This is a genomic window from Mesorhizobium sp. ORS 3428, assembly GCF_001854785.1.
Taxonomy (GTDB): Bacteria; Pseudomonadota; Alphaproteobacteria; order Rhizobiales; family Rhizobiaceae; genus Mesorhizobium.
On sequence record NZ_MDFL01000039.1, the window covers coordinates 1 to 5,420 of the forward strand.

The following is a 5,420-nucleotide window of genomic DNA, read 5'->3' on the forward strand; positions in this document are numbered from 1 at the left end:
ACTTGTGCAACCAAAGCCTCCTCGTCTACCACGCCCGCAGATGGTGATGCTCGAGCGAAGATTAGTCGGACGACAGCCGTGCTTTGATTGAGGTTCGCTATCGCAGTCGGACAAACTTCCCCTTCCTGCCAGGCTATTCTAAGACCCCGCCAGGAACTGATCGATTGAAGGCTACGCTACGCGTCCATGATCGGCATGCGGAACTTGTTGTCAGCGACATCCACGACATCCTTTTGGATGGTGCGCCGACTATGCAATGGATGATCTATCGCACCATCGAGGGATCCACCCCGCCGCAACCCAGCCCACCAATCAGGGCGGCAAAGTTTGTGCAGCCGCTGATTGGCAGGATAGGCAATCCGCGCGGAAGGAGACGCGGAGTGATTTATCAGGCTATGTTTTGAGGCATGCCTGCATAGTCGGGAACGCCTGCGGCTTGCATTGGGCCAGCCTCAAGGCGTGCCTTCAGATTGTTTAGATAATCTTCTGCATAGGATTTCGCGGCCGCAACCGGTAGATTGACGCCGGCCGCGACGGCCTCTTCTACCGCCGCCTTCACGAGACCGTTGCGAATTGCGAGTTTGACCTCGGGGCCGGCGACAAGGCTTACAGCCTGAGCCGCGAAATCGAGGCCTGCTTCGGCCAAAGCCATCTTAATGTTGCCTCCGCTAATGGCGGTATGGATAAGCTTCGCCGCTTGCGACGCCCCCTCAATCGCCATTGAAACAGCATCGGCCACTTGGCCCAGGCCCGGAACGAAGCTGAGCAGCCCCGCCGCTGTCGCGGCCCAATCAAAAACTTGCGAGCCCACTTTGAGAACGCCGTCGATGGCGTGCATCAAAGCCCCGCCATTCTTCTTGACAGACTTGATATCGGGCTGGTCCGCCATGCCCATCTTCATGTCCGCGACCGCGTCCTTATCTGCCTGGGTTTTGGGAACATGGGTCTTTGCCTGCTGAATCGTGCGGTTCGCAACCGTCATATCGTTGTAGAATTTCGTGAAGTCCCGGTTGCTGATGTTACCGGAATCGACCGTATGTCCCCCTCCGAAGTCGAAGAACCCATGATGGGTCTTGTAGCCCGTAATTGAATTGTTCAGCAAACCGAACAATAAAGGATCTGACAGTAGCTGCGACGCCGCTTGCCGTACCTTCGGACCGAGACTCTTGTCGTCGGCCATCTTCGCCAGTTTGTCACGCGTCAGGACACCGCTCCCGAAAAAGTCACGCTGATTGCGGCTAATTGTATCGAGCGTGTTCAGCTCGGGTTGCGTGAGGCTCATCGACGATGAGGCGACTTGCAGGAAGTCATATTTGTGCACCTTGTCGATCGARCCACCATACAACTGCTTCCAGGCATCTGGATGAGTGAGGAAATATTGGGCGGCTGCAATGACTTGGGGCGGGCATTTGCCGGTTTTTGCTGTGCCGTCAACGATCTTGTCGAAATCAGCCAGGCTCAGGTTCTTGGGTAGGTTGTCGGAGTATCGGTAAAGCTCGCGCACTGCATCGTTCAAGGTCATGACCGTCGGCTGACCATTTCCAGATCCGTCGGATGGGATGTAGTTCTGCTCGTAGCTTCGTGCTTGCTGGTCCTGGAAGGCGGCGACTTGTGGGTGATGGCCTGAGAACCCGGACAAATCATTTGCCTTGATCTTGCCGCCGCAGCGGCCATCACCCTGCGAGCCGATGGCATAAAAGAGCTCCGGGTCCTGCTGCAAGCTTTCGATAGCAGCCTTAAGATCCGGCGGCGTGGACGGATCATTGGCTAGCTCGCTCAGCGAATCCCAACTGAGCGGGCATTTGTCCTTATGGCGGTTCAGCACCGCTACAATCTGCAACTCGGGCTCAGTCAGCTTGCCGCCACACCACGTGATCCGCGTACCCGCTATCGGCGCCGGCGCGATGGGAGGTGGTGCGATGGGAGGCGAAGCGCCCGCAGAGGCTTGACCCAATGATTTGAATGCTTCCCTCAGAGCGGGTGGCATGAGCTCGAGCGGGTRCTCTCGCAAGTCTCGCAGCGACGCCTTCACATCTKGCGACAGTTCGTCCAGCGGGTGCTGCTGGAATTCGTCCATGGCCGACTTCAAATCCGCTGGCACGCCCAGTTGCGCGAAGGAATCGGGCACTTTGTCCTGCGGCGAGCAGCTGGAAAGCATCGCCTGGAAGGGCAGAAGCGCGCCTTGCCCGGTCTGGGCGACAATTTGCGGAGAAGGTTCTAGGCCCGCGCAGGCCTGTGGGGAGAGGGCGGGGGTGGAGCTATTTGCTGCCGAAAGGTTAAGTGACATCGTGCATCCTCACAGTTGAGATCAAAAGCCGTCACATTTGCGTCACCTGGTGCCACCGTCGTTCCCGACGGAATACCGAACGCCGGCCGCATGACTAACGTGCGGCTATCAATGCTGCTGATTTTTAGTTCCTCGTCAGCGACAACACCGGTTACAAGCTTCAGCTGTCGAACAGCTGACGAGTGCGGAAGGAAGCGCAATTGTTAGCGAATGGCGGCCTTGTTGTTTCCTAGGGGAAGCTGCGGTGAATCCTCAATTGTCATCTCTGGCTCTGTGCAGGCTCACGGACGACGCTGTCCTGATGCGGCATTTCGGAAGAGAACGGACCTTCAGGTCGCCCATCGCGAACGACCACGGTCGAGGAGCCACGAAACAACATCAATTCCGTCTCCTTTGGGGGCGTCCCGGTGTCGTGAGGTCGCGCCTGTGCCTCCGCTACGAGGCCGTTGTACGTCTGCTCCACAAGCACAATGAAGCRGGGTGGGCCGGAAACCATGACTAGGCCCTTTCCCGGTGCCGGTCTCACGACGTAGCGCTCGTCGGAAATTCCAAGCTCATCAAGGGCCGCCTTGAACACCTCGAAGCGGACTGAAGTCAAAACCAGCATACGAGTCTGCGCTTCTTTCGCAGCAGATACGTGGAGCACAAGCCCATCATAATACCATTGGAGATCGTAGAGGTCGGTCAAGCGATCCAGAAACGCGCGCGGCGACATACTCGGCATACGCCCGCGGATGCGCCCCTTTACCTCGGAGCTGACGTTGACGTGGACATTGAGGTTGTTGCCGAATTCTCGCAAAGCGGCGGACAGGTCCTGATCCAGAACTGTATACCTATAAGGCGTCGACGGCAGCGACAGAGGGGCCGCCAGCGTCGTATAAATGCCGGTGGAGAGAAGAACCCCGAGAAAGAGAACTCTCATCGCAATGTGCAGAATGGWAGATCGGATCGTATTTTCCGGCATCTTGTCCAAAATCGAAAGTTGAAGTTCGTGCTGACCTGGACGCCGAACGTGGCCTTTAAATGACGCTTGGTGGCCAGTTCGTCAGCTTGTCGTCAGTTCGCCTCCCTAGGACAGCAGCTCGACAGCGGGTGATGAACGATCAAATCATCACACCTCAAACAGAATAACTGAGTCTTTGCATGACAATTGGTGTTACGTCCATCTCTGCCAATTTTGCCGATAACCTGTCTAGGGTGGGGGAAAGGTCAGCATGCGGCTCGCAGGCTCAGTTTGAGTGCGCACTTGTAGAGGCGGTCGCTTCGATCAAAAACGATGGCCCGTCGGCGACGGCGGGGGCGGGGCCTGTTGCTCCAGTCCTGCAGGTTCCGCGCGCGACCAGCGAGACGAGCCCATTGGGCGACCGCGTGCTCCAGACCCTTTCATCGCTGTATAGGGACAATGCCGTGACACCTGCCACGCCCGACCAAGAGGTACCCGTTGTGAAGGACTTCCTACTCGGGCCGGCGGAGCAGTCCCCTTCCCAAGCAGGGTCGGGAATGCGCATGTCAGGCGCTCCGCCAGGAAGGGAGAATTACGAAGCGATGATTGCCAGTCTGCGGGAAGTATACAGCGCCGTCACTGAGGTTTCCCTTGTCACCAAGAGTATCAGCGGCGCTACGTCATCCGTGAACACTCTAATAAAACAAGGATGAACGAGGCGCATGATCGCGTCACCGCACGGCGAAGGCATTGATCGCCGCCCGGCTGGTCGGCGATCGTGTCATTACGTTTTGCCGCTACTCTTGCTTCTGAGTGGWTGCAAGGACGATCTCTACACAAAATTGCAGRAACGCGATGCCAATGAGATGCTCGCGCTTTTGCTTGACAACGGCGTGGATGCGGTCCGCGTCGAAGCCAAGGATGGGACCAGCACGATTCAGGTCGAAAATGAGCAGGTTGCCTTCTCAAYCAACCTGTTGAATGCGAAAGGGCTGYCGCGTCAGGTTTTCAAGAATCTCGGCGAAATATTCGAAGGATCGGGCCTCGTTGCCTCGCCGACCGAGGAGCGCGCCCGTTACGTCTATGCGTTGAACGAAGAATTGTCGCATACCATTAGCGAAATCGACGGCGTTTTCTCAGCACGTGTCCATGTTGTTTTGCCTGACWACGACCTGTTGCGGGAGCGCGCCACACCATCCTCGGCCTCGGTATTCGTCCGCCACGATGCCAACATAAATGTCTCGGCTCTACTGCCGCAGATAAAGATGCTCGTTGCAAACAGCATCCAAGGGTTATCCTACGACAAGGTAGAGGTCGTATTCGTGCCGGCGGAACGGCCGGCAGTTGAGCAACGGCCTGCCTTGACCCACGCAGCTAAATCAATTCCGGTGCCAATTCTGGCGGTCATTGCGGGTCTCGCTGTGGCAGTATTCGCGGTGCTGTTCTACTTGGCTACTTCTCTTGTCTATGGGMGGAGGCAGCTATCGCAACGAGCCAGGCTCGAGGGGCGCTCGGGTGTTTCAGCAATCGCGGCCGCTCGTAAAAACACCATCGGCGATGCCGCATAGGAGGTATTCCCAATGCCGATACGGATGCAAACCCTCAAACGCAACGACTCGTTCAAATTGCCTTTTACGGTCCTGGGCGAGCTTGCCGCTTCAGCCCATCCGACCCGCCTTGCTGCACGCCTTGACCCGGYTTTGTCGGCTGCGACGTTGGTGCGGTTRCAGAACAACCAAAGACTGCAGCCAAGACTGGCAAAACTACTCCTCGACGATGGAATGGACCTCAATGGAAGCGGTTGGGGGCCGGACCTTCTGCATGGGCATGATCCGCGCCAAGCGGCTGTGTTTGCCGGTAGTATCTGGCATGYCCGTTCGCTGGTGAAGCTGGTTTCCAAGTCTGAACTTACCGTTCTGATCGAACGTATCGGCGCTGAAGCGCATACGTTTGGCATCCGACACCAGGCGCAAGCGATCTCAACCAGCTTGATCGCAGATCCGGAAAAACTCGCCCAACGGATTGAACACGATGGATTAGCCTGTCTGGGGGTTTGGCTCGATGAGCATTCTTTGCTCGACCGCCACCGGGTGTTCCTACGCTTGCCCGTCGGGACCGCGGCCGAGAATCCTGCGACCGAACACCGCGATGCCGCATACCAATTGTTTTCGCTTGTGCTGGCGTACCTGG

5 protein-coding genes are annotated in these 5,420 nt (G+C 57.3%); 3 read left to right on the top strand and 2 right to left on the bottom strand.

The features are described 5' to 3' along the window. Window positions 1–388 precede the first annotated feature (388 nt). Window positions 389–2,287 carry an HrpF/NolX family T3SS translocon protein gene (locus ORS3428_RS05630; RefSeq protein WP_071095359.1) on the bottom strand — a complete coding sequence of 633 codons (1,899 nt, stop codon included), beginning with the start codon at window positions 2,285–2,287 and terminating at the stop codon, window positions 389–391. Between the two features lie 259 nt (window positions 2,288–2,546). Continuing rightward, window positions 2,547–3,209, bottom strand: coding sequence for a nodulation protein NolW (locus ORS3428_RS05635; RefSeq protein ID WP_108722984.1), 663 nt, complete (start codon window positions 3,207–3,209; stop codon window positions 2,547–2,549). A 221-nt stretch (window positions 3,210–3,430) separates the two neighbouring features. Here ORS3428_RS05635 and ORS3428_RS05640 point away from each other — a divergent pair, with 221 nt between their 5' ends. From ORS3428_RS05640 to ORS3428_RS05650, 3 genes are all read left to right on the top strand, one after another. After that, window positions 3,431–3,943: a nodulation protein NolB gene (locus ORS3428_RS05640; RefSeq protein ID WP_071095361.1), complete on the top strand. Its 513-nt coding sequence runs from the start codon at window positions 3,431–3,433 to the stop codon at window positions 3,941–3,943. 9 nt (window positions 3,944–3,952) lie between these two features. Next, window positions 3,953–4,798 carry a type III secretion system inner membrane ring lipoprotein SctJ gene (gene sctJ, locus ORS3428_RS05645; RefSeq protein ID WP_071095363.1) on the top strand — a complete coding sequence of 282 codons (846 nt, stop codon included), beginning with the start codon at window positions 3,953–3,955 and terminating at the stop codon, window positions 4,796–4,798. A gap of 12 nt (window positions 4,799–4,810) precedes the next feature. Beyond that, window positions 4,811–5,420 (top strand): nodulation protein NolU (locus ORS3428_RS05650; RefSeq protein WP_071095365.1); only part of this gene is annotated, 610 nt, incomplete at its 3' end.